Annotated in this window: 18 protein-coding genes; 5 read left to right on the forward strand and 13 right to left on the reverse strand. The window is 65.3% G+C overall.

What is annotated here, in order from left to right:
* Positions 1–11 precede the first annotated feature (11 nt).
* The 5 genes from EL288_RS23550 to EL288_RS23570 all read right to left on the reverse strand — a co-directional run bounded on the left by EL288_RS23550 (position 12) and on the right by EL288_RS23570 (position 5755).
* Complete coding sequence (locus tag EL288_RS23550) at positions 12–689, reverse strand: metallophosphoesterase family protein (RefSeq protein ID WP_010925712.1); 678 nt, start codon at positions 687–689, stop codon at positions 12–14.
* Complete coding sequence (locus EL288_RS23555; protein WP_010925711.1) at positions 667–1590, reverse strand: NAD-dependent epimerase/dehydratase family protein; 924 nt, start codon at positions 1588–1590, stop codon at positions 667–669. Before EL288_RS23555 ends, EL288_RS23550 begins: the two co-directional genes overlap by 23 nt.
* On the reverse strand, positions 1587–3482 hold the full coding sequence (gene asnB, locus EL288_RS23560; protein ID WP_010925710.1) for an asparagine synthase (glutamine-hydrolyzing): 1896 nt from the start codon (positions 3480–3482) through the stop codon (positions 1587–1589). The genes EL288_RS23555 and asnB overlap by 4 nt, the downstream gene beginning before the upstream one ends.
* A gap of 138 nt (positions 3483–3620) precedes the next feature.
* Positions 3621–4736: a DegT/DnrJ/EryC1/StrS family aminotransferase gene (locus EL288_RS23565; RefSeq protein ID WP_049803221.1), complete on the reverse strand. Its 1116-nt coding sequence runs from the start codon at positions 4734–4736 to the stop codon at positions 3621–3623.
* Between the two features lie 41 nt (positions 4737–4777).
* Positions 4778–5755: an NAD-dependent epimerase/dehydratase family protein gene (locus tag EL288_RS23570; protein ID WP_003807052.1), complete on the reverse strand. Its 978-nt coding sequence runs from the start codon at positions 5753–5755 to the stop codon at positions 4778–4780.
* A 273-nt stretch (positions 5756–6028) separates the two neighbouring features.
* On the opposite strand from EL288_RS23570, the gene EL288_RS23575 reads away from it, so the two are divergent.
* From EL288_RS23575 to EL288_RS23585, 3 genes are read left to right on the forward strand one after another with little or no spacing between them, the layout of a single operon-like run.
* Entirely contained in the window at positions 6029–6598 is a 570-nt protein-coding gene (locus tag EL288_RS23575; RefSeq protein WP_003807050.1) for an SRPBCC family protein, read from the forward strand.
* A gap of 50 nt (positions 6599–6648) precedes the next feature.
* Positions 6649–8082 (forward strand): MFS transporter, encoded by a 1434-nt coding sequence (locus EL288_RS23580; protein ID WP_003807049.1) that lies wholly within the window; start codon positions 6649–6651, stop codon positions 8080–8082.
* A 15-nt stretch (positions 8083–8097) separates the two neighbouring features.
* A complete protein-coding gene (locus EL288_RS23585) occupies positions 8098–8982 on the forward strand; it encodes a DMT family transporter (protein ID WP_003807047.1) in 885 nt (294 codons plus the stop codon).
* Here the strand turns inward: EL288_RS23585 and clsB are convergent, their stop codons facing one another.
* The 8 genes from clsB to bcfA form a co-directional block, all read right to left on the reverse strand.
* The gene (clsB, locus tag EL288_RS23590) at positions 8983–10194 is read right to left on the reverse strand and encodes a cardiolipin synthase ClsB (protein ID WP_003807044.1); all 1212 of its coding nucleotides are present in this window, start codon (positions 10192–10194) and stop codon (positions 8983–8985) included.
* A complete protein-coding gene (locus tag EL288_RS23595) occupies positions 10191–11051 on the reverse strand; it encodes an endonuclease/exonuclease/phosphatase family protein (RefSeq protein WP_003807040.1) in 861 nt (286 codons plus the stop codon). Before EL288_RS23595 ends, clsB begins: the two co-directional genes overlap by 4 nt.
* Before the next feature lie 112 nt (positions 11052–11163).
* Positions 11164–12954 carry an aspartate--tRNA ligase gene (gene aspS / locus EL288_RS23600; RefSeq protein ID WP_003807038.1) on the reverse strand — a complete coding sequence of 597 codons (1791 nt, stop codon included), beginning with the start codon at positions 12952–12954 and terminating at the stop codon, positions 11164–11166.
* 40 nt (positions 12955–12994) lie between these two features.
* Positions 12995–13660: a DUF502 domain-containing protein gene (locus tag EL288_RS23605; RefSeq protein ID WP_003807035.1), complete on the reverse strand. Its 666-nt coding sequence runs from the start codon at positions 13658–13660 to the stop codon at positions 12995–12997.
* Complete coding sequence (locus EL288_RS23610) at positions 13661–13960, reverse strand: FmdB family zinc ribbon protein (RefSeq protein WP_003807023.1); 300 nt, start codon at positions 13958–13960, stop codon at positions 13661–13663.
* Positions 13961–14133: 173 nt separating this feature from the next.
* Positions 14134–15420: a putative Na+/H+ antiporter gene (locus EL288_RS23615; RefSeq protein ID WP_003807020.1), complete on the reverse strand. Its 1287-nt coding sequence runs from the start codon at positions 15418–15420 to the stop codon at positions 14134–14136.
* Positions 15421–15546: 126 nt separating this feature from the next.
* Positions 15547–17175, reverse strand: coding sequence for a GMC family oxidoreductase (locus tag EL288_RS23620; protein ID WP_010925709.1), 1629 nt, complete (start codon positions 17173–17175; stop codon positions 15547–15549).
* A gap of 94 nt (positions 17176–17269) precedes the next feature.
* Positions 17270–20179, reverse strand: coding sequence for an inverse autotransporter colonization factor BcfA (gene bcfA / locus EL288_RS23625; protein ID WP_126622038.1), 2910 nt, complete (start codon positions 20177–20179; stop codon positions 17270–17272).
* 441 nt (positions 20180–20620) lie between these two features.
* Here bcfA and EL288_RS23630 point away from each other — a divergent pair, with 441 nt between their 5' ends.
* Both EL288_RS23630 and EL288_RS23635 read left to right on the forward strand, forming a co-directional pair.
* Positions 20621–21466, forward strand: coding sequence for a methyltransferase domain-containing protein (locus EL288_RS23630; protein WP_003807015.1), 846 nt, complete (start codon positions 20621–20623; stop codon positions 21464–21466).
* Entirely contained in the window at positions 21463–22800 is a 1338-nt protein-coding gene (locus EL288_RS23635; protein WP_033469454.1) for an APC family permease, read from the forward strand. The genes EL288_RS23630 and EL288_RS23635 overlap by 4 nt, the downstream gene beginning before the upstream one ends.
* Positions 22801–22803: the final 3 nt, after the last annotated feature.

Here is a 22803-nt window from a genome sequence, read left to right on the forward strand (position 1 = left end):
CTATTGAGCTCTCAATGTGCCTGCGCGCCGCGCGCCAGCACTGAATAGACCGATTCGTGAACCAAGGGATAACGACTGCGCAGCATCGGCACATCGATATCAAGCCGTACGATCTCGACATCATTCCTTTCGCTGTCGAAAATAGCGAACGAGGCCTTGCCAATATCACGCGGCAAGCCGCACGAGCCCACATTACATACAAGCCGTCCGTTCACGTCACGAGCAAACGGGCGATGCGTATGCCCCATGAAGACCGCGTCGTAAGGCAAATGGGAAAAACGCCCCAGATCCGCATCCGGATAGATGTACTCATTGAGCGGTTGCCAGGGAGAGCCATGCACGAGCAGCAAATTCAGACTTCCAGCGCGATAGACAGCATACGGCAGCCAGCCACCGACTTCCTGCTTGACGTCGGCGGGCAACCGGCCAGCCTGTTCCTGCAATTGGTAAACCTGATCCTGCGCCGGCGTCAACGGCAAGGTTCCCAGCAGCATGGCCTCGTGATTTCCCATGAGACAAGCAATGCCCGCTTGCTTCAGCCGCTCCAAACACAGTACGCCGTCCGGGAAATATCCGAAAACGTCCCCCAGGCAAACCGTGTCGTGGCAGCCACGCCGTGCAATCTCGGCCAGGCAGAGTTCCAGGACGGGAAGGTTGCCATGCACATCAGAGAGCAGCGCCAAGCGCATCGCCTTGCTCCTTCAGAACCTGCGCCCACTGCGCGATACCGGCTTCCAACGACATCTCAGGCCTCCACTCAAGCCTGCTGCGGGCATTCGACAGGTCAAAGCGAGCGCGCCACCCGTCCTGTGGATCGAGACGGTCAGCAGCTCGTACGACAACCCGCCCATCGGCGATAACTCGGCTGACCAGCATGCCCAGCTCCCGCATGGTAATGGGGCGCCCCCCCGAGATATTGAACACGCCATTCACCGTCGGCCGGTCCAGCGCGGCGACAACGGCAGCGGCAATGTCCTTCACATGCACAAAGTCCTGCTCACGCGAACCTGTACCGAAGTAAAGAATCGGAGCGCCTTGCAACGCCCTTTCGATGAAAATTCGCAGCACCGTCCGGGTTTTCTGTCCGGGGCCGTATGGTGCGCACAAGCGCAGGGTCGCATACGATGGCAGCCTTTTCGCGATTTCCCCCTCGGCCCAGATCTTTTCTGCAACATAGCCAGTCGCCCTCTCGAGCGCGCGCGACTCCGCAACCGCCGTGGAGTCGAGACGGCCGTATACCGAACTGGACGAGCAGTACACCAGGCGGGCGCCAATTTCATGGCAAAAATCGATTACCGTACTGTCTATGCGGCGATTGGTTTGTGCAATAGCAACCGCTTCGGCGGAATCGAAAGCCGCCGGAAATGAAGCCGCGCAATGGACAACGGCATCAATAGGCCTTCCGCTTTCTCTCAGACACCGCAACGCCGCCGCCGCCTCGGAACCTGCAAGATCGATCACCTGGGCAGGCCTCTGCGCACTCATCTGGCGACCTACGCCAACCGCTTCCCGACCCAGATGGCGCAAGCTGGCCAATACTTCGGCCCCTACGAGGCCATGGCAGCCCGTCACGACAATACGACCGCTCATGCGAGCCCCTTGCCGGCGACCCCGCCATGATCCAGATATTGCGCCAACCAGGACTCGACGTTCAATAACGACCAGATCAGCAAGCGGCGATTGCGTTCGCCGGAAAGATGTTCGGCAACCAATGATCGAACCGTGTCCGCATCCATAATCTCGTATATCCGCGCATGCTTGCTGAACAAGGTGCGTTTCACGAAATCCATGCTTTCACCCTTGAACCAGCTTGCGTCCGGCGCAGAAAAGCCTTGCTTCTCCGCCTGTGCGATATCCGAAGGGATGTAGTCGCGCATCACATCGCGCAAGATCTGCTTGCCGTCTCGGGTTTTTTCAAAATATTTATTCGTCTTGTGCCCCGGCTCATTTTCATTGAGTTTTATTACATCAGCAAGATTGTTCAACTTGAGCCGAACCGGACATCGCGTGGCAAAATCGACCAGATCGTTATCGAGAAACGGAACCCTGGACTCCAACCCATGGGCCATGCTGAGCTTGTCTTCGACTACCAACAAGCCATGCATGAAGGTTTTGGCTTCGAAATACAACGAATGGTTGATGTAATCTTCCGGCGAATAGAGCTGGTCGGCATGGCTATTGAAGACATCGCGAAAGATATTCCGTGTCCATACATGCGAAACATCGCTCCAGACTGGCCTGAAAACCTGTTTCAGTGTCGAGTTCGGAATAAGACGCTGCCAGAACAAATAATATTTGTCGACATAGTGCTCAAAGTCATTGTTGACCACCGCACGATAATATCGCCACGGATAGCCGCCAAAAAGCTCGTCGCCGCCAGCGCCCGATAGGACGACCCGCACGAATTTTGATGCCAGCTTTGCCGCATAGTAATTCGGGTAGCTTTGCCCGACTCGCGGCTCCTCAAGGTGCCAGGCCAACGCGGGCAAGACGCGCTCCATATCGCCTGACTTGAGCACCATTTCATAGTGCTCAGTCTTGAAGAAATACGACATGTACTCGGCCTTGCTGCGTTCGTCGAAGGCCAGCTCGATCCCTGACGCCGAGTTCAGGTCAAACCCACAGGTGAAGGTCTTGATATATGGGTGCGACGCCGCGGCGACAGCCGTAATCGATCCGGAGTCCATGCCTCCGCTTAGATAGCTTCCTAACTCGACATCGGAAACGAGTTGGCGCTGCACCGCCTGGCGAAACAATCGACTCAACTCTTCGCGATATTCCGTATCCGTGCCTGGTACCGCCGGCTCATGGAAATTGAAATCCCAGTATTGCGTAAGGCGCAACTGCGGCCTTTCCTTGGCGCAATCGAGGTAGGCGTAATGTCCGGCCGGCAGAAGGTGCACATCCTCCAGCAGCGTTTGATCCGTGAAGATATTTTGAAAGGTGAAGTACTCAAGCAGTGCAGCCTTGTTCAGATTACGCCGAAACGCTGCGCTGGCCAGGATGGCCTTCTGCTCGGAGCCGAAAGCCAGAGTGGTGCCTTGCATACTGAAATAGAGCGGCTTCACCCCATACCGGTCACGCGCCAAGAGCAACTTCCGTTCGCGTGTATCCCACCACGCAAAGGCAAACATACCGTTCAACCGGGACAGCGTGCGCTCCACTCCCCACACAATCAGTGCATGCAGCAACACTTCGCTATCAGTCTGGGAACGGAACTGGCAGCCCTCGCCTTGCAGCTCGGCCCGCAACTCGCGAAAGTTGTAGATCTCGCCGTTGTAGCTCAGTACATAGCGCGAATCGGCCGAAATCATGGGCTGATGGCCGGCCGGCGAAAGGTCAATGATCGCCAGTCTCCGGTGGCCGAGGCCGACATTGCCGTCAATCCAATGGCCTTCTCCATCCGGCCCGCGATGCGCGATGGCATCGGTCATGCCCTGCAGTACCGCGGGGTCGACCGCGGCACCGTCTAGATGGATCAAACCGGCAACGCCACACATAGTTATCCAATCGTCAGAGCGTTCAAATGCTTCATCGTGTCCGAAGACGGCCCCGGCGCCCTGACGGTATGGACCGCGTCTTCAGCGGCAGCCGGTGAAAATGCCGTACCCACCAGGGAATCAGCCGCCGAATGCCCGAATCGCCGCCACCACATAACGATAGTCATCCTCCGTCATGCGGTTGTGCAGGGGGATTGCCATTGTGCAATCGTTGCAATCCCGCGCGGCGGGAAAATCCTCGGGGCGATAGCCGTATTGTTCCCGGTAGTAGCCCAGCATGTGCACCGCGTGGGTGCCCGGCCGCGTGGCGATGCCCTGCTCCTGCAGTCGTTGCATCATGTCGTTGCGCGGCATGGGCGCATGCGCCGGATCCACCCACGTCACGAACGACTGCCAACCATGTCGCGCGCCGGCCGGCTCCGCCGGCAGGCGCAGCCACTTCAGATCACCCAGCTGTTCTCGATAGAACTGCGCCCAGCGGGCACGCTCGTCGATGAAACCGTCCAGCTTGGCGAGTTGGACCTGGCCCACAGCCCCCTGGAGATCGGTCATCCGGTAGTTGTAGCCCAGCAGATCGAAATCCGCCAGGATCCACGGGCGCGGGCCGTGGTGCCGCTGCTCTTCGGAAATGCTGGCGCCATGATTGCGCATCTGGTTCATGCGCTCGGCCAGCTCGGGGTCATTCGTGGTGACCATGCCCCCCTCGCCGGTCGTGACCGATTTGCGCGGGTGGAACGAGAAGACCCCCACCTCTCCCAGGCTGCCGGCCGGCCGGCCATTCCAGCTGGCGCCAGCGGCACAGGCGGCATCTTCGACGATGGCCACCGACGCCGGCAACGCCGCCCGCAAGGCGTCGATGTCGGCGCACAGGCCGAACAGGTGCACCGCAATCACCGCACGCGTGCGTGGAGTGACCTTGCTCGCCACCTGGGCGATGTCGATGTTGAAGGTTTCCCGGTCGACGTCTACCAACACCGGCGTGCCGCCGCAATACAGTATGGCGTTGGCCGTGGCGACCCAGGTGAACGAGGGCACGATGACCTCGTCGCCTGGCCCGATGCCCAATCCGGCCAACGCCAGATGCAGGCCCGTCGTGCAAGAGGTCACGGCCAGCGCATGGGCGACCTCGTGCCGTTGCGCGAATGCCTGCTCGAAAGCCGCCACCTTGGGGCCCTGCGTCAGCCACCCGCTCATCAGGGGTTCGCGTACCGCCTGCCACTCCTCTTCGCCCGTCATGGGCAAAGAGATTGCAATGCTGCGTTTCGCCGCGGCGCCGCTCACGACTGCGCTCCATTCTTGGCACGCCAGTCGATCAGTTTCTGCAGCCCTTCGGTCAAGGCATACTGGTACGTGAAGCCCAGGTCGCGGCTGGCCTTGACGGGGCAACCGATGCGGTTCTGTACCATGCGGCGCGCATCGTCTTCGCTATAGGGACGATACTGGACCTGCAAGCCGGAATCCTTCATGTCGAGAATTGTGTCGCACAGTTCCTTGATCGACGTCTGTACGCCGGTGCCGACGTTATAGAACTGGTCGGTCGCCTCGGACGTCAGTGCCAGCACGTTGCAGCGAGCAACGTCTTCGACGTAGACGAAATCATAGGCCTGGGTGCCGTCGCCATTGATGACCGGCGCCTCGTTGGCGTCGATCTTGTTGAGCATGATGGGAATCACGCCGGTGTATGCCGCTGTCTGATCCTGGTGCGGACCATACACGTTCATGTAGCGCAACCCCACATAGCTCAGGCCATAGCGGTCGTGAAAGGCGTGGCACATGGCCTCGCCGGCGATCTTGCTGGCGCCATAGAAATTGCGGTTGTTGAACGGATGCTCCTCGGTCATCGGCACCTCCACCGCGTCGCCGTAGACGGAGGCGGAGGACGAGTACACCAGTCGCTTCACGTTGTTGCGCACACACGCTTCGAGCACATTGAAGGTGCCCTCGATGTTGACGTGGAATGCCGTGCGCGGGAAATCCTTGCAGTGCAGCAACCACATCGCGGCCAGGTGGACGACGCCGTCCATGCCTTGCATCGCGTCGTTGAGCAAATCGATATCGCGGATGTCGCCGCCATTGGGGTAAATGCGGCAGCGAGGGTCGCTGAGATATTCGTCGATATTGCTCTGCTTGCCGCGCGCAAAGTTGTCATAAATAACGACTTCCGCCACCGGATGCTTGAGCAGTTCTGCCACGACGAAGCTGCCGATAAACCCGGCCCCGCCAATGACCAGGATTTTTGCGCCCTCGAGCTTCATATAGATATGCCTTTGATTGCCAAAGAAGAATCGTAGATTTTACCCACACCCCTGATTTGCCCTTTGGCGCCACGCACTTAAGTTTCTCCATCCGTAAGCGGTCGCCGGACGTTCAAGGCCGGCGGATTGTACACAGCAACGTTTTATTACCTGATAACAATACTCAATACATACTTAATGGCGTTTCCGGCGCTGGCCGCCCTGTCCGGAACGCGTGACAACACTCTGCAACGAGCAGACAATATCCTTACAAAGCCGGATAAGGAGACTGCCATGCGCATTGCCGATGCCCAATGGATTCCTTCCACCCCGCACCAGACCTGGGATGCGTTGCAGGACCCGGACGTATTGCAAAAATGCCTGCCAGGCTGCATCAAGGTGGAGCGGCGCACGCCCACCGAGTACGAACTGGTGGTGCGCGCCAAGGTGGCCGGCCTGGAGACTGATTACCAGGGCGAGATCCTGCTTTCCGATCTGGATCCTCCCCATTCCTGTACCGTTGCCTTCGAAGGCAAGGGGCTGGCCAGCGGCCTGGCTATCGGTACCGCCCAGGTCAACCTGAGCCCCAAGGACGACGGGACGCGCCTGAGCTATACGGTGGCGGCCATGGCCGGCGGCAAGCTGGCCGAGCTGGGCGAATCGACCATCATGAAGGCCGGCAACAAGATCGTGGAGAAGTTCTTCGCCGCGTTCATCGACCATATGGCCGGCCAGCCCCGCCTGGCGCCGCCACCGCCGCCGCCGGAGCCCGAACCGCGCGGCCTGACCAATTCGCGCTGGTCCTGGGCGGTTGCGCTGTGCGTGGTGCTGGTGATTCTGGGATACCACACCTTCTTCAAATAGGCAGCAAGAATCGGTGTTTTCCCTAGGTTGGCGGTGCTATGCTTGAGAGCATGAGCGCGCCGCCTACCCAAGACCCAGAAATTACGACGACAACTCAAGAATCCCCCCATTCTCGGCGCGATTTGTTACGAGCGATGGCGGGCGTGTCCGCCACCGTGGTGCTGGTGGCGTTCGACTCGACCATTGTCACGACCACGCTGCCACGCGTGGCGGCCGCGCTCAACGGGATGGCGTTGTACGCGTGGGTCGGCACGGCCTATCTGCTGGCGACCGCCGCCTCGATCCTGATTTTCGGCCGGCTGGGCGATATGTACGGCCGCAAACCCCTGATGCTGGTGTCGGTGTCGCTGGTGGCGCTGGGCTCGATCGCCTGCGGCCTGGCGCAGAGCATGCCGCAGCTGATCGCGTTCCGGACCCTGCAGGGCATAGGCGGGGGCATGATGATCGCGACGGCATTCGCCGCCCCGGCGGACCTGTTTCCCGACGCCGGCCAGCGGGTGCGCTGGATGGCGCTGGTGTCGGCGACGTTCGCGATGGCCAGCGGGATAGGCCCCGTGCTGGGCGGCGCGGCCACCCAGGCGCTGGGCTGGCGCGCGGCGTTTTTCATTTCGCCGCTGGCCGCGGTGGCGGCGTTGTTTCTGCTGGCGCGCTATTTCCCCCGCATCCGGCCGGCGCAGACGGCCAGCCGCCGCATCGACTGGGTGGGCGGCCTGTTGCTGATCGTGGTGGTGGGCGCGCCGCTGGCGGCCATCGAACTGGCTTTCGCGCCTGGCGATGGCGCCCATCCGCGCGTGGCGCTGGCGCTGGCGGTAGCCGGAATCGCCGCGGTGGCGCTGCTGGTGCCTATCGAGCGCCGCGTACGTTCCCCTATTTTCCCCCTGCGCGTGCTGGCCGGCCTCGAACCCCGGCTGCTGAACCTGGCCGCGGTGGCGGTGGGCGCGACGATGTTCATCCTGATTTTCTACAGTCCGCTGCTGCTGCAGCACGAGCTGGATTACTCGCCGAGCGAGGCGGGACTGCTGCTGACGCCGCTGGTGGCGGCGATTTCGTTCGGCAGCATCATCAATGGCCGCCTGTTTCCCAGGCAGACCGAGCCGCAGCGCCTGATGGTGTTCGGCAGCTGCCTGCTGGCGGCCGGTTCCGCCATGATGCTGGCCGTGAGCGCCGGGACGTCGGCCTGGTGGATCGTGGCGGCATTCTTCGTCAATGGCACGGCGCTGGGATTCCTGCTGCCGAACCTGACGCTGTTCATGCAGATGCTCAGCGAACGGCGTGACGTGGGGGTGGCCTCGGCGCTGGTGCAGACCACCCGCGCCATGGGCAGCGCGGCCGGCACGGCTTTGGTGGGTATCGCGATTTCGCACAGCTCGGTGCTCGATGGGGTGCGTGCCGGCCTGATTCTCTGTGTGCTGCTGTCGCTGTTTAGCGCCGTGGTGGCGCACCGCGTGAAAATGAAGAACGTCGCGGCCACGCCCGCCGCCTGACCTGGAACTGAGCTCATGCCGCGTCGTGATCTGGTGGACTTGCTGGCGCTGGCCGCCGTATGGGGCGGATCGTTCCTGTTCATGCGCGTGGCGGTGCCGGAGTTCGGACCCGCCGCCCTGATGGAGCTGCGCGTGGGGCTGGCCGCGCTGTTCCTGCTGCCGCTGGTCCTCTGGCGCGGCAAGCCGGCGTTGATCGCGCGGCACTGGAAGGCGATATTGGTGGTGGGCACGTTGAATTCGGCGCTGCCCTTCCTGCTGTATGCCTATGCGGCCCAGTCGCTGGGCGCGGGCTTTCTGTCGGTGGCCAATGCGGTCACGCCGGTGTGGGGCGCGGTGATCGGCTGGCTGTGGCTGGGGGACCGCCTGCCGCGCATGCGCGCCCTGGGCCTGCTGATCAGCATGTCAGGCATTGTCGTACTGGTATGGGACAAGCTGGATTTCCATGACGGTGGCACGGGGCCGGCCGTGCTGGCCGCCATCAGTGCGCCGGTGTTCTACGGCATGGCGGCCAACTGGACCAAGCGCTATCTCGGCCACGTGGACGCGCTGACCAATGCAACGGGCAGCATGGTGGCCGCCTCGCTGGTACTGGCGCCCCTGGCGATCATCCACTGGCCCGAACAGGCGGTGTCGTTCGAGGCGTGGCGCGCCACGGTGCTGCTGGCGATCGTCTGCACCGGCGCGGCCTATATCGTGTTCTTCCGCCTGATCGCCCGTGTCGGCCCGACGGCCGCGGTCAGCGTGACATTCCTGGTGCCGGTGTTCGGCGTGCTGTGGGGCGTGTGGTTCCTGGACGAAGCGGTGACGCCGCGCATCCTGGCCGGCGCCGGCGTGATCCTGGCCGGCACCGCGCTGGCGCTGGGCCTGGTGGGCGCCCGGCGCGCCGCGGCGGCCAATTAGTCAGTACCGCCCCGCGCGCCCGGTCAACGCCACGCCGATGCGCAGCATGGTGTAGGCCGCGACGTCGATACATCGCCGCAGCCAGCCGCGCCGCTGGTAGTCCAGGGGCCGGATGAACTGGCCGCCCAGGGCGATGGCGCGCTCCAGGCGTTCCTGCAGGTCCCAGGCGAAGGGCTGGTCGTCGACGACCACGTTCGCTTCGCGGGCCAGCAGCAGGCTGAAGGGGTCGAGATTGGACGAGCCGACGGTAGCCATGTTGTCGATGACGGCGACCTTGGCGTGCAGGTAGCCCGGCATGTATTCGTAGATCTCGATGCCGCCGCGCAGCAGCCGGTCGTACAGCGCGCGCGTGGCGAAGTACTGCATGCGGTATTCGGGCTTGCCCTGCAGCAGCAGCCGCACGCGCACGCCACGCGCGGCGGCCTGCATGAGGCTCTTGCGGAATTGATGCCCGGGGAAGAAATAGGCGTTGGCGATCAGGATGTCGCGGCGCGCATGCTGGATGCCATAAAGGTAGGCTTGCTCGAAGGTCTGCCGAAAGCGCAGGTTGTCGCGCAGCAGCAATGCCGCGCGCAGCTTGCCGGCCGGCGAGGCGTCGGCGTGCACCGGCTTGAACAGGCGCATGCGGTGCCAGTCCCCTGGGTGGCGGCGCAGGCGGGCCCAGTTCAACCGTACCCACAACAGGTCCTGGGCATAGAGTATGTGCGGCACCAGGGGGCCCTGCACCGCTACGGCGAAGTCGAAGCGCGGCGCGGGGATGTCGTCGCCGGGGTCGAGGTCGTCGTAGTCGTCGACGATATTGATGCCGCCGACGAACGCCAGTTCGGCGTCGACCACGGCCACCTTGCGGTGCAGGCGGCGCAAGCGGCTGCGCGAGAACGCCAGGTGGCCCAGCCAGCGGGGCTCGGGCCGGAAGATGCGGCACTGGCCGCCGGCCTGGGTGATGCGCAGGCGTATCGCCTCGGCCGTGCCGGCGCTGCCGAAACCGTCGAGCACCACGCGCACCTTGACGCCGCGGCGGGCAGCGCTCTCCAGGCATTCGAGCACCTGCCGCCCGGTGCGGTCGAGCAGGAAGATGTAGGTCTCCAGATGCACCGACAGGCGCGCCGCGTCGATGGCCTCGCATAGCGCGGGAAAGAAATCGCCGCCGTTTTGCAGCAGGCGGATGGCATTGCCATCGGTCCAGTGCAACCTGACGATCTGGCCCTTCACGGCAATTCGAGCTCGGCCAGCAGCGGCGAATGATCCGACAGGCGCGCCCACTCGCGCCCGCGCAGGACGCGGGCGCTGCGCACCGCGAAGCCGCGTTGGTAGATGCGATCCAGGCGGAACCACGGGAACACCGCCGGGAAAGTCCGCGGCGGCGGCAGGGGACAATAGGCGCCGCCCATGCCCAGCTGGTTGTTGCGTTCGAGCACCGCCACGCTGTTGGGCACGCCGCGCAGTACGTTGCCCAAGCGCCTGACCGAGTCGCGCAGGCGCGGCAGGTCGCCGCCATGCGAGCGCGGCGCGTGCGAAAACACTTCGTACAGGCCCAGCTGCTGCACGAACATCGGCGCCAGGCGGTCGCCCCAATCGTTGAAGTCGCCCGCGATCAGCAGCGGCGCGCCGTCCGGGACCGATTGCCGGATGCGGTCGGTCAGGGCCTGGATCTGGCGGCCACGACTGCCGGCGAACAAGCCCAGGTGCACGACGAAGCAGTGCACCTCGGTGCCGCCGACGTCGATGCGCGCGTGCAGCAGGCCGCGTTGCTCCAGACGATGGTCGGAGATGTCCTGGTTCTCGTGATCGAGGATGTCAAAGCGCGACAGCAAGGCATTGCCGTGATCGGTGCCGGTACGGATGGCATTGCGGCCATAGGCCGCCTGCAGGCGCAGTGCGGCGGCCAGCGATTCGTGCTGGGCGTGCAGGACCGAGGATACCTCGTTGCGTCCCTGGACCTCCTGCAGGAAGACCAGGTCCGGACGCAGGCCATACAGGCCCAGGCGCAGATCGTTGAGGGACTCGCGCCGGCCCAGGGCCGAGCGGCCTTTGTGGATGTTGTAGCTGACTACGCGAATAAGCGACATAGGAGGTATGGCGCGTTATCGAAACGGGCAAAGCCACGCCGTTGCCCGGCCTGCCCGATTCCGGCCGCTGGCGGCGCCGCCGCCCATGGCGTCGGCGCTTCGCCAGCTTACTTCATTTCACTTCGACGTTGCGCAAGCGGATATGCAGCTCGCGCAATTGCTTCTCGTCGACTTCCGACGGCGCGCCGGTCAACAGGCACTGCGCACGCTGGGTCTTGGGGAAGGCGATCACGTCGCGGATGGATTCGGCGCCGGCCATCATGGTGATGATGCGGTCCAGGCCGAACGCGATGCCGCCATGCGGCGGCGCGCCATACTGCAGCGCGTCCAGCAGGAAACCGAACTTCTCGCGCGCCTCCTCGGCGTCGATCTTGAGAGCGCGGAATACCTTGCTCTGCACTTCCTCGCGGTGGATACGCACCGAGCCGCCGCCGATTTCCCAGCCGTTGAGCACCATGTCGTAGGCCTTGGCGACGGCCTTGCCCGGATCGCTTTCGAGGAAGTCCTCGTGGCCGTCCTTCGGGCTGGTGAACGGGTGGTGCGCGGCGGTATAGCGGTTTTCCTCCTCGTCGTACTCGAACATGGGGAAGTCGACGACCCACAGCGGCTTCCAGCCGCCGCTGAACAGGCCGGCCTTCTTGCCGAATTCGCTGTGGCCGATCTTCACGCGCAGCGCGCCGATGGCGTCGTTGACCACCTTGGCGCGATCCGCGCCGAAGAAGATGATGTCGCCGTTCTGCGCGCCGGTGCGCTTGACCAGTTCGGCCAGCGCGGCATCGTGCAGGTTCTTGACGATGGGCGACTGCAGGCCCTCGCGGCCCTTGGCCACGTCGTTGACCTTGATGTAGGCCAGGCCCTTGGCGCCGTAGATGCCGACGAATTGCGTGTAGGCGTCGATCTCGCTGCGCGACATCTCGCCGCCGCCCTGCACGCGCAGCGCCACGACGCGGCTGCCCGCGGTGGTGGCGGCCGAGGCGAACACCTTGAAATCCACGTCGCGCATGACGTCGGTCATGTCGGTGAATTCCAGGTTGACGCGCAGGTCGGGCTTGTCCGAGCCATAGCGCTGCATGGCCTCCGTCCAGCTCATGATGGGGAACGGCGTGGGCAGGTCTACGTCCTGCACCACCTTGAATACATGGCGGATCATGCCTTCGAAGATTTCACGGATCTCGACTTCGTTCAGGAACGAAGTCTCGCAATCGATCTGGGTGAATTCGGGCTGGCGGTCGGCGCGCAGGTCTTCGTCGCGGAAGCACTTGGTGATCTGGTAGTAACGGTCGAAACCCGAGACCATCAGCATCTGCTTGAACAGCTGCGGCGATTGCGGCAGGGCAAAGAAATAGCCGGCGTTGACCCGCGACGGCACCAGGTAGTCGCGCGCGCCTTCGGGCGTGCTCTTGGTCAGCATCGGCGTTTCGATGTCGATGAAGCCGAGCTGGTCGAGGTATTTGCGCACTTCGATCGAGACGCGGTAGCGCAGCATCAGGTTGTGCTGCATCTGCGGGCGGCGCAGGTCCAGCACGCGATGGGTCAGCCGGGTGGTTTCCGACAGATTGTCGTCATCCAGCTGGAACGGCGGCGTCACCGACGCGTTGAGGATCTCGACCTGCTGGCACAGCACTTCGACCTCGCCCGAGGCCAGTTCGGCGTTGGCCGTGCCTTCGGGGCGCAGGCGCACCAGGCCGGTGATGCTGATGCAGAACTCGTTGCGCAGGCGCTCGGCCGTGCCGAAGGCCTCGGCGTTGTCGGGGTCGAACACGATTTGCGCCAGGCCCGTGCGATCGCGCAGGTCGATGAAGATGACCCCGCCGTGGTCGCGGCGGCGGTTCACCCAGCCGTACAGGGTGACAGTCTGGCCGAGATGGTCACGGCAAACCTGGCCGGTGTAGCAGGTACGCATGCGGGATAACTCCGTGTATAGGCTGTGTAAGCGTAAAAGGTTACGGTTCGGCGCCCGGCGCCAGGGGCGCACCAGGCGTCGTGGGCGGGGATACGGGCCGGCGATCCGCCGGCGCCACGACCCCCATGGAAACGATGTACTTCAGCGCCGCGTCGACGCTCATCTGCAGATCGATGACCTGGTCGCGCGGCATCATCAGGAAAAAGCCGGACGTCGGGTTGGGCGTGGTGGGCACGTAGACGCTGAGGTGTTCGCCGGGAAGGTACGAGGCCACCTCGCCGCTGGGCGTGCCGGTCAGGAAGGCGATGGTCCACGAGCCGGCGCGCGGGTACTGGATCAGCACGGCCTGGCGAAACGCCCGGCCATTGGGCGCCAGCACGGTATCGCTGACCTGCTTGACCGAGTTGTAGATCGAGCGCACCAGCGGAATGCGCCCCAGGATGCGCTCCCAGTGCTCCAGCAGGCTGCGCCCGAGCAGGTTGGCGGCAAACACGCCCGTCAGCAGCACCACGGTGATGACGAGGACGAAGCGGAACCCGGGGATATCCACGCCAAACAACGACTGCGATGACAAGAAGCCGGGAACGAACCCCTCCAGCGTCGCGACGAGCAGGCCCAGCACCCATACCGTGATGGCCAGGGGCACCCAGATCAGCAAGCCGGTGATGAAGTACTTCTTGAACACGCGCATGACGCTGTGCCGCAATCAGGTGGAGGTGGCTGCCGGCGCCGCGGGTGCGGGCGTGGCGGGCGCGCTGCCGGCATCGCCGCCGCTGGCTGCCGGCGCGGCGGATTGGCCAGCGGCCGGTTTGCCCGCTCCGTTGTTGTTGCGAAAATCGGTGACGTACCAGCCCGAGCCCTTGAGCTGGAAGCCGGCGGCCGTCACCTGCTTGGAATACGTGCTCTGGCCGCAGGCGGGACAGTCCGCCAGCGGCGCATCGGAGATCTTTTGCAGCACGTCCTCGGCATGGCCGCACGCGCTGCATTTATATGCATAAATGGGCATTTAACGAAAACTCCCAGGCGAACCGGCGCGTGGAATTCCACCTCTGTGCCTGGCCGGGAAGGTCCGGGCGGCACGGCGGCTGGGCCGGCGAAATACGGGAAAGTCTTGAATTTTAGCGGTTTTTCAAGGAAAGGCCGCCGGGCCGCCTGGCGGCGGCGCGGCCCTGCCCTGTCTCATACCGGCAACATGAACATGGCAGCGGCCACCAGCGTCGGTACCAGCGCCGCGATGAACAGACGCCCGGACGATATGCTGCCGTCCGGGAAGTACTTCCCGAGGATGGCGAAACCGGCCGGATTGGGCGCGTTGGCGATCACCGTCAGGCCGCCGCCGGTGACCGCGCCGGCCACGAGCATGTAGCGCCAGGCCTCGCTGGTTCCTTCGACCAACGAGCCCAGGTAAGTCAGCGCGGCATTGTCGGTGATGGCCGTCAGCGCGGTCGCGCCCCAGAACAGCACCGTGGGTTCCAGCCCGCCCAGCAGATCCTGCAGCCACCATTTTTGCAAGCCGCCCAGCACGACCAGGCCGGCCAGGAAGAAACCGACCATCAGGCCTTCCCTGATCATCAGCCGGCTCTGATGCCGCTGGTAGGCGTGCGCGAAACCGATGAACATCATCAGCATGCCCAGGAACACAGCGGGATGATGCGCGGTGAGGACGATCCCCACCAGGAAGGCCAGATGCATCAGCGTCACCGGCGCCGGCACGGGCGGCCGCTTCTCGGCCGCGTCGTCGGACGCATTGACGCCGGCGCCGGTGCCCACCGCGCCCTCCAGCAGGGCCTGGCGGCACAGCATGGTCAGCACGGCGGCGTTCAGGCAGACCGCGACGGCGGCGCGCCAGCCGAAATGGGTCGCCATGTAGGCGGTATCCCAGCCGAAGGTCGCGGCCACCATCAGCACCGGAGGCGCCGCGTAGGAGGTCAGCACGCCGCCGATGGACACGTTGACGAACAGCACGCCCAGCGTCATGTACTTGAAGCCGGCGCGGCCGCTGCAGCGGAAGTAGCCGTCGCGCAGCAGGATGGCGGCCAGCGTCATGGCCGCCGGCTCGGTGATGAACGAGCCGCCCAGCGGCACGATCGACATGACGATGAAGAAGGTGGCCAGCTCGCGCCGTACCGGCACCATGGCAGCCAGCAGCCGCACCAGGCTGCCCACCAGCTCCAGGATGGGCCGGCTGGACGCCACCACCATGATCGCGAAGACGAACAGCGGCTCGGTGAAGTTGCGCGTATCCATGTACTGGACTGCGCGATCGGTGCCGGCCATCAGCGCCATACAGGCGATCAGTACGAACGCCCATACGCCAAAGACGGCCTCGACCTCGGAAAGCAGGTGCCATACGCCGGCATGCGGCCCGTTGCGGTGAGCCAGGCGGGCAAAGAAGGGAACGGAAAACGTGTGTAGTACCGCCACGCTGAACAACAGCGTGGCCACGATTTCAATAGCGTGGGGCATGGGGCTCTGTCGAAGGCGCTGCGCGGGGCGCCAGGCCTCGGCATGCTGCACGTGTTAAACAAGTGTCGGAATATAACGCAGCCACGCGCCGCGGCGAACCCGTGAATACACCCGATGCGGCGGCCTTCATGTTTGCCGGCGGGCTTCGCGCAGCAGCTGGGCGCCTTTTTCCGCGATCATGATGGTCGGCGAGTTGGTATTGCCCGAGGTGATGGTCGGCATGATGGATGCGTCGATCACCCGCAGGCCCTGCAGGCCATGCACGCGCAACGCGGCATCCACCACCGCCTGCGCGTCGTCGCCCATTCTGCAGGTTCCCACTGGATGGAAAATGGTCGTGCCGATCTCGCCGGCCAGCCGCTGCAGGTCTTCCTCGCTCTGCCATTGCGCGCCGGGCTTGTACTCTTGCGGCTGGTAGCGCGCCAGCGCGGGCTGAGCCACGATGCGCCGGGTCAGGCGGATGCTGTCGGCGGCGACTTTGCGGTCGGCCTCGGTGGAAAGATAGTTGCAGAGGATCTCGGGATGCTCGCCCGGATCGGGCGAGACGATACGCACGTGGCCCCGGCTGGTCGGACGCAGATTGCACACCGACGCGGTGAAGGCGGGAAAATCATGCAACGGGTCGCCGAACTTCTCCAGCGACAGTGGCTGGACGTGGTACTCGAGATTGGCGCGCGACTGCTCGGGGCCCGAGCGGGCGAACGCACCCAGCTGCGACGGCGCCATGCTGAGCGGGCCGCGCCGCTGCACGGCGTATTGCAGGCCCATCCATGCCTTGCCCCACAGGGTTCCCGCCACCCCGTTCAAGGTGCGAGCGCCCTGCACCCGGTAGATCAGGCGCAGCTGCAGGTGGTCCTGCAGGTTTGCGCCCACGCCGGGCAGGTCATGCAGCACGGGCACCCCGCGCGCCTGCAGCAGCGCCGCCGGCCCCACGCCGGATACCTGCAGCAACTGCGCCGACCCGATGGCGCCGGCGGCCAGTACCACCTCGCCGCGCGCCTGGGCATACTGTTCGCCGCCGCCCTCGGCCAGGAAGCGCACCCCTACCGCGCGGCGGTTCTGGAACACCACGCGCGCCACCCGCGCGCCGGTCAGGACCTTCAGGTTGCCGCGGTCCATGGCCGGCCGCAGAAAACCCTTGGCGGTGTTCCAGCGCACGCCGCTGCGCTGGTTGACCTCGAAATAGTCGCAACCCTCGTTGTCGCCCTGGTTGAAGTCGTCGATCGAGGCGATGCCGGCCTGCGCGGCCGCCGCACGGAACGCGTCGAGCAACTTCCACGACAGGCGCTGCCGCTCGACCCGCCATTCGCCCCCCGCGCCATGAAACGCGCTGGCGCCGCCATGGTGGTCCTCGCTGGCCTTGAACAGCGGCAGCACGTCGTCCCACCCCCAGCCCGGGTTGCCCTGCGCCGCCCAGCCGTCGTAGTCGGCGCGCTGGCCGCGCATGTAGATCATGCCGTTGATGGAGGAGCTGCCGCCCAGCACGCGGCCGCGCGGGTAGCCCAGGCTGCGCCCGTTCAGGCCCGGATCGGCCTGGGTGCGATAGCACCAGTCGGTGCGCGGGTTGCCGATGCAATACAGGTAGCCGACCGGGATGTGGATCCAGTGCCAGGAATCGGCGCCGCCGGCTTCCAGCAACAGCACGCGCACGGATGGATCGGCCGACAGGCGATTGGCCAGCACGCAGCCGGCCGAGCCGGCGCCCACGATGATGTAGTCGAACTCCATGCCGGTATCGACGGCGGTGGCGCACATGGATTTGTCTCCTTGAGGCCGCATTCGGTGTGCGGCGCTGCGCCGTATTGTGGTCCCGCGCGGCGCCCTTGCCAAGCGCGCCGCGCGGCCGGTGTCAGCTTCCCAGCAGGCCGCCCTCGCCACCGATCAGCAGACTGCCGCCCAACGACGGGCCGGGCCCCGTGCCAAGCACACCATTCGCGCCGGGGACGACCGGGGCTTTGCCATAGGTACTGCCGGTCACCTTCAGGACCATGGTGGTCGCCTCCCGCGCCCCGGTGGCCTTGTCCTCGAGAACCAGCGTGACGGGATAATCGCCGTTGGGAACACGGTTGTACGGGTCGCTGTTCATGGTGTCGAGATAGATGAACATCTTGTTGGACTCCAGCCGATAATTTGGATCGTGCAGCTTGATCGCCGCCAGCAGCGCCGCCGTCTGCGGCGGTGCTCCGTTTGCCGGCTCGAACCGTGCCACGATGCCGTCGAGCGAACTGCCATCGAACGACTTGGCGATTTCGGTATATGTCATGCTGCCCGGGCTCAGCAACAGCCTCGCGACCGGCCGGAGAAGGCGAATCTTGCCGCCCAGCAGCGTCTGCTTGGTCCACGCATCGAGGTAATGGTCCGTCGCGCTGCCCTGCTGGTTGCGCGGTCCGCGCGCGCTGACGCGGATCGGACCGGCAGGAATGTCGGCGGTCGACGTTACCGTGTATTTGCCTCGGTCATTGGCGGTGGTACCGGCGGTCGTGCCGTCGGGGAAGGTCACCGTCACCGTGGAGCCGCCGACCGTGTAGCCCGTCACCGTCACGACGCCGCTGTTGCCGTCCGTGCGCATGCTGTCGATGGTCACTTTCATCGGCGTCGGCGCCACCGTATCGACATACGGTCGACGCACCGGCTTGCCCGCAGCGCCCGGCATCCCGGTCTGCGTGACGACGATGTCGCCCCCAGGCACGTCGCCATCCGAGGTCGCGCGATAGCGGCCGTCGGCGTCGGCGGTGACGGTCTTGGACGTCCCGCCCGGGAAATCGACCTTGACCTTGGCGCGCGGCGTGGCCTTGCCGCTGACCGTGACGCGGCCGCTGGACGAGTCGGTCGCCACCTCCACGGTGGGCGGCACGGGCACGAAGATGTCGTGGTAGGGACGCTTGACAGGACCACCCACGTTGCCCTTGGCATCGGTACCGGACACCGTTATGTCGCCCGCCGTCATGTCGCGGTCGGACGTGACGCGGTAGGTACCGTCCGGGCCCGCCACCACCTCCTTGGTGGTGCCGTCGGGGAAGTCCACCCTGATCGTATCGCCGGGCCGTCCTTTGCCGCTGACCGTCACGCGACCGTTGGTGCCGTCGGTATGCAGCACCACCGTCGGCGCGCCCGAGCCACCGCCATTGACCCTGTCGTCGTACTGGACAGTACGGCGGGGGCTTTCCCGCCCGTCGTCATCGCGGGCAATCGCCACGATCGGGCCGCTGGCCGTCACATCGCCTTTCGAGGCGACCGTGAAATCGCCCCCATTGCCGGCGACCACATCACCGAACGTACCGTCGGGAAAATCGATGCGCACCTTGGCGCCAGGCCCGGTCTTGCCGGTCACGGTCACGACGCCGGTGCCAGGATGCGTGCGCACAGCGCCGAGCGTCAGCGGTACCTCGCCCTTGACCGCGACATCCACGTAATGGTGCGTGACTTCCCGGCTACGGTCGCCATGACGGTTCGTTGCGCGAGCCCGCACCGGGCCGCCCACCATGTCGCGCGCCGACGTCGCTCGGTAGGTTCCGCTGCCATCGGCCTGCGCGACCACGACTTCGCCATTGGGCAGCCCCAGGCTGACCTGCGCCCCCGGCTCGGTGACGCCGGTTACCGTGATCCGCCCGGTTGCCGGATCGGTATCGACGCGCGCGATCGTCAGCGGCAACACAACGTGCTTGCGGCGCGTCTGAAGCACGATGCGGTTTTCACGCTCGACGAATTCGCCCATGCGGGCCTGCAAGTCGAACGCCGGCCCGGACTGGTGCCGCAACTGCCTGGACAAGGGCTCGCCCAGGCTGAGATTGACGCCAAGCTGCACAGTGGTCTGGCGCGCGCCGCCGAGCACCTTGGTCTGTTCCAGGCCCACCGCCACCAACGGCACGGGCCGGTACTCAACGCCGTACTTATAGCCGCGCGCATTGCGCTGCGGACGGCCGTTGTCGAAGTAATCCACGGCCGCGCCGTTCCAGCGGAAATACTGGCCCTTGATTGCCAGGCCAGGCAGCGCCTCGGGTTGCAGGCGCACGCCAACGTCCCAGCCGGAGGCGGGCCGCTCTTCGCGGCGCTCGGCCCGCTTGGCCGCTTTCCATCCCGACATGGGCGCGTAGACGTTGCCATACAGCGTGAACTGCGGCGCAATGACCTCTCCGCCCAGCGAGCCGCGCAGATGGTTCTTGCCGAACTCGTAATCAAGAAATGCGTTGGCGCCCACGGCCATGTGCTGGTTCAAGGCATGGCGCAACACCACGCCACCGTTGACGGTGGGACGATGATTGCGATTGTGGCCGCTCAGTTGCAGCAAGACGCGGTCGCGCTCGCCGCGATGCACTTCGTCGATGGTACGAAGATCCAACGACAGGTCCTTGTTCGAAAAGTCATAATTCACCCCGCCTTGCAACCGGCGCAGGAACGGCAATTCAGTCTGGTTGGCCAGGCGCACCCCTTCCTGCAGCAACTCATTGGCCTGCGCCTCGGCCTGTCCTTTCAGCAAGTCGCCGTCCACGCGCGCCGAGGCGCGCGAACCGGCAGCCTGCCGTTGCGCCAATTGGCGCGCCGTCTGCGCGACCCGCAGCATCGCGCCGTCGGCGGCATCCTGGCGATCGGCCTGCGCGGGCCGGGCGGAGAAAGACGGCGCCCCCTGGGCAAATGCCGGCGCCACGGTTTGCAGCGTCAAGACGCCAGCCAGCGCGGCGGCGCCGCGGCGCCGATGGACACGCCCGACTCGTGCGAGCGCATCATGGCGGGACGCAACGGCGTGGATGGCTTGCTTCACGGATTACTCCTTTCCCAAGTTCACGATCGATCCGCCATGCCCGCGGGCCGTGGCCCTTGGAATGCGCCATTCAGGGCGCAAGAAGACTCGCCGGTCGCCGGCGTGGCGATCGGAGGAAATGGCAGAGAGGAAATTTCGACTTCCGGCGGATACGGCCCTTGGTTGGACCGACAACACCTGCCAACCCGTGAGCTATGCAGACATATCGGAGAATCGATGTAGGAAGATTATTTGGATCCGTGCGGTCCTGATGCCAGCCCAATCCTACAGATATGTAGGATATTTCCTTGATAGGCAGCCAGACCAAAAGCGCCAGTGCACAAAAAAAATGGAACCTTTCGTGATGACAGGAACTCCATTAAATTCAGGTTTCTGTCAGCAACGCGCCAGCGGGTCCGCTGCACGGAGGATTCGGCGGGCGCCCCTACCCGGGAGAATCCCATGCGCACCCTCGTCGCCCCCACGCATGCACCAAAAAGGCGCATGCTGCTTGCCTTGCTTGCCACGCCCGCGCTGGCGTTGGCCCAGCCGGCCTGGACCCAGCAACCGCCACCGGTAAAGCTGGATGTGCCCTATGTGCCCACCCCCGACGACGCGGTGGCGCGGATGCTGGAGATGGCCGATGTGACAGCGCAGGACACGGTCATCGACCTCGGATCGGGTGATGGGCGCATCGCCATCGCCGCGGTGCGCGACCGGGGCGCGCGCAGCGCCATGGGCGTGGACATCGACCCCGAGCGCATCGCCGAAGCGCGCGCCAACGCCAGGAAGGCCGGGCTGGCCGACCGCGTGACGTTCGTGCAGCAGGACTTGTTCGACACCGACATCTCCAAGGCCACGGTGCTAACGATGTACCTGCTGCCGGACGTGAACCTGAAACTGCGCCCGCGCATACTCAATTCGCTGGCGCCGGGAACCCGTGTGGTTTCGCACGCCTTCACAATGGGCGAATGGGACAGCGATCGCTACGAGCTGGTCGATGGCCGCTCCCTGTATCTGTGGGTCGTACCCGCGCACGCGGCGGGAGACTGGCAGGTCGAAGACCCGGCCGGCCCCTTTACCCTCAGCGTGCGGCAGGATTTCCAGAAAGTGACCGCCAGCGCGCAGCGCCAGGGCGAGCGGCTGGGCGTGGCCGAGGCCGCCCTGCGCGGCACCGACCTGCGCTTCACGGTGGACGCCGGGTCCGGGCCGCGCACCTACGTGGGCCGCATACAGGGAGACCGTATGACAGCCGTGCAAGCCCCGGGCAACGAATCCGGCTGGCGCGCCACGCGTCGCGCGCCATGACGCGCGCCGCCGAGAGCGGCATGGCCCAGGCCCGCGGCCTGTCGGTGCTGGACGCGGTAGCCGTGCTGGTGGGCGTGGTCATCGGCATCGGTATCTTCGGCTTCCCGCCGCTGGTTGCCCAGCATGCGCAGTCCGAGAGCGTCTACCTGGCGCTCTGGCTGGGCGGCGCGACGGTCATGCTGATGGGAGCCCTGTGCTATGCCGAGCTGGGCTCGGCCTATCCCGGCGCCGGCGGCGAATACCTCTACCTGCGCCACGCGTGGGGGCCGCGCGTAGCCTTGCTGTTCGCGTGGGCGCGCTGCACGGTCATCCAGACCGGCGCGATCGCCGTGGTGGCGTTCATCTATGGCGAATACGCCCAGGAGCTGGCGCCGCTGGGCACGCACGGCGTGGCCCTGCACGCCGCCATCGCCGTCATTGCCCTGACGCTGCTCAATATCGTGGGCACCCAGCCCAGCAAGCGCATACAGCTCGTCTTCACCGTCCTGACGCTGGCAGCGCTGGCGGCAGTGGTGGCCACCGGCCTGTCCGCGCCCCCCGCCCCGCCGGCGCCGGTCGAGCCGCTGGCCGGCAGCACGCTGGGCCTGCTGGGCATGGGGCTGGTGTTCGTGCTGCTGACCTATGGCGGCTGGAACGAAGCCGCCTACCTCAGCGGCGAACTGCGCGAGGCCCGGCGCAACATGGCCAAGGTGCTGCTGATCGGCACCGCCGTGGTCGCCGGCGCCTATCTGCTGACCAATCTGGCGCTGCTGCAGATCTTCGGCCTGCAAGGCCTGCGCGAGACGCGGGCGGTGGCCGCCACGCTGATGACGCTGGCCGCGGGTCCGTATGCGGCGATCGTGCTGAGCCTGCTGGTCTGCGTCACGGCGCTGTCGACCATCAACGGCACCATCCTGACGGGCGCGCGCGTCTATAGCGCGCTGGGGCAGGACGTACCGCGCCTGCGGCCGCTGGCCGGCTGGAGCATGCGCGGCCAGACCCCGACCTCGGCGCTGCTGGCGCAAGGCGCCATCACGCTGGTGCTGCTGGGCTATGGCGCCTACGCGCACGATGGCGTGCAGACGCTGGTGGCCTACACGGCGCCGGTGTTCTGGCTGTTCATGCTGCTGGTGGCCGCCTCGGTCTGGCGGCTGCGCCGCCTCGACCCGCACCGGCCGCGGCCATTTCGCGTGCCGCTCTACCCGCTGCCGCCGCTGCTGCTGGGCCTGACCTGTGCCGGACTGGTCTGGTCCAGCGCCCGTTATGCGGGCGTCGGCGCCCTGCTGGGCCTGGCCGTGCTGGCGGCGGGCTTGCCCGCGCTGCGGCTGCTGCGCGCGGCGCCGCGGTCCGCGTGACGA

Origin of the sequence: Bordetella bronchiseptica (assembly GCF_900636925.1) — a bacterium.
Classification (GTDB): Bacteria; Pseudomonadota; Gammaproteobacteria; order Burkholderiales; family Burkholderiaceae_B; genus Bordetella; species Bordetella pertussis.

Bases quoted from the DNA above. Each gene is read 5' to 3' on its own strand.
- EL288_RS23585 (WP_003807047.1), top strand. From the start codon at position 8,098: ATGCCGCGTCGTGATCTGGTGGACTTGCTGGCGCTGGCCGCCGTATGG.
- EL288_RS23615 (WP_003807020.1), bottom strand. From the start codon at position 15,420: ATGCCCCACGCTATTGAAATCGTGGCCACGCTGTTGTTCAGCGTGGCG.
- EL288_RS23595 (WP_003807040.1), bottom strand. From the start codon at position 11,051: ATGTCGCTTATTCGCGTAGTCAGCTACAACATCCACAAAGGCCGCTCG.
- EL288_RS23635 (WP_033469454.1), top strand. From the start codon at position 21,463: ATGACGCGCGCCGCCGAGAGCGGCATGGCCCAGGCCCGCGGCCTGTCG.
- EL288_RS23610 (WP_003807023.1), bottom strand. From the start codon at position 13,960: ATGCCCATTTATGCATATAAATGCAGCGCGTGCGGCCATGCCGAGGAC.
- EL288_RS23620 (WP_010925709.1), bottom strand. From the start codon at position 17,175: ATGTGCGCCACCGCCGTCGATACCGGCATGGAGTTCGACTACATCATC.
- EL288_RS23555 (WP_010925711.1), bottom strand. From the start codon at position 1,590: ATGAGCGGTCGTATTGTCGTGACGGGCTGCCATGGCCTCGTAGGGGCC.
- aspS (WP_003807038.1), bottom strand. From the start codon at position 12,954: ATGCGTACCTGCTACACCGGCCAGGTTTGCCGTGACCATCTCGGCCAG.
- EL288_RS23550 (WP_010925712.1), bottom strand. From the start codon at position 689: ATGCGCTTGGCGCTGCTCTCTGATGTGCATGGCAACCTTCCCGTCCTG.
- EL288_RS23565 (WP_049803221.1), bottom strand. From the start codon at position 4,736: ATGACGGGCGAAGAGGAGTGGCAGGCGGTACGCGAACCCCTGATGAGC.
- EL288_RS23575 (WP_003807050.1), top strand. From the start codon at position 6,029: ATGCGCATTGCCGATGCCCAATGGATTCCTTCCACCCCGCACCAGACC.
- EL288_RS23630 (WP_003807015.1), top strand. From the start codon at position 20,621: ATGCGCACCCTCGTCGCCCCCACGCATGCACCAAAAAGGCGCATGCTG.
- EL288_RS23570 (WP_003807052.1), bottom strand. From the start codon at position 5,755: ATGAAGCTCGAGGGCGCAAAAATCCTGGTCATTGGCGGGGCCGGGTTT.
- EL288_RS23580 (WP_003807049.1), top strand. From the start codon at position 6,649: ATGAGCGCGCCGCCTACCCAAGACCCAGAAATTACGACGACAACTCAA.